This window comes from Flavobacterium glycogeni (genome assembly GCF_048286775.1).
Classification (GTDB): domain Bacteria; phylum Bacteroidota; class Bacteroidia; order Flavobacteriales; family Flavobacteriaceae; genus Flavobacterium.
Genome location: NZ_JBLVPV010000073.1, coordinates 1 through 1,162 on the forward strand (window position 1 = coordinate 1; position 1,162 = coordinate 1,162).

General features: G+C 33.0%; 2 protein-coding genes. Both read right to left on the minus strand.

Going from position 1 to position 1,162, the window contains the following annotated elements:
* Positions 1 to 16: 16 nt before the first annotated feature.
* Positions 17 to 553, minus strand: coding sequence for an IS630 family transposase (locus ACNQGX_RS18330; RefSeq protein WP_417978754.1), 537 nt, complete (start codon positions 551 to 553; stop codon positions 17 to 19).
* A gap of 5 nt (positions 554 to 558) precedes the next feature.
* Positions 559 to 1,080 carry a helix-turn-helix domain-containing protein gene (locus ACNQGX_RS18335; protein ID WP_417978756.1) on the minus strand — a complete coding sequence of 174 codons (522 nt, stop codon included), beginning with the start codon at positions 1,078 to 1,080 and terminating at the stop codon, positions 559 to 561.
* Positions 1,081 to 1,162 lie beyond the last annotated feature (82 nt).

Sequence of the window (1,162 nt, forward strand, 5' to 3'; positions counted from 1 at the left end):
ATACCAAACACATGTATTATATAGTCCAAATTTCATCTAAAAACACATAGCTATATCCACAGATACTCATTACCTCTTTTTTGCTTGTAGCTTTTACGAGGTTAGTAATGAAATCTTCTACATCTTCCAATGAATTATAGAATTTATTAGAAAACTCTCGTTTGTATTTTGCCCACATTTTTTCAGCGGGATTAAGTTCTGGACTATATGGTGGTAGAAAAACCAAAACAATATTTTCAGGAATGATTAATGTTTTAGCCTTATGAAACCTTCCATTATCCAGCACCATTATTTTGAGTTCTTTCGGATTTTCTTTTGAGAAATTATTTAGAAAAACTTGAAAATTATCAGCGTTGCAATGCGGGAGTATTAATTGAAAATGGTCTCCAGTTATGGGCGAAAAGGCTCCAGAAAGCCAAGTTGATTTAAAAACTTGTTGAAAAGTACAAATCGGTTTAACACTAATAGCAGTAACTGATTTTCCATTTCGAGTGAACAAACCAAAACGCGATTCATCTTGAAAATATAAGTTTACAGAGTCAAAATCACCCACCGTATTTAGTGCTGTTTCTTGACAGATTCGTCCGAAGTCTTTTTAAAAGAAATTCCCTGATCTTCGTCTTTTTTGACATGACTTTTGCGGGCTACTTTTACACTTGATTTAAAATTCCTGATGCAGTAATAAAGCAATGTGTTGTAATTGAAAGTCTTCCCTGATTCTTTTTCAATCCAATCTTTAAGCTCAACATAGCCTTGAAGTCCATTTTGAGGGTTGTTGAGTTTTGTTTCCAACATATTGTGTTCAATAGCATTAAAAGCCGACGGCTTAAAACCTGTTTTTTGATGCTTCATCAAACCCTCAATTCCAGCATTAAGGTATAATGTTCTCCAATTCTGAACGCTATTAGGGTCAACCCCCGCTAATTTAGCTACCTCACGTTTAGAAACCCCTACTTTTTCGTTTTGCTTCAAAATCAACAGAACTCTCAAACGTTGACCAATAAATGGAATAGATTGTTTGAGCAGATTTTTTATTTCTTTTTCGGTTTCCTTAATCACCAAAATTTTTGCATGTGCCATAATTACTGTTATAATATAGTCCAAATTTACCATAAAAAAACCAATTATCAAAATTGGTCTATATTATATTTTCGTTTGGTAT

Bases quoted from the DNA above. Each gene is read 5' to 3' on its own strand.
- ACNQGX_RS18335 (WP_417978756.1), bottom strand. From the start codon at position 1,080: ATGGCACATGCAAAAATTTTGGTGATTAAGGAAACCGAAAAAGAAATA.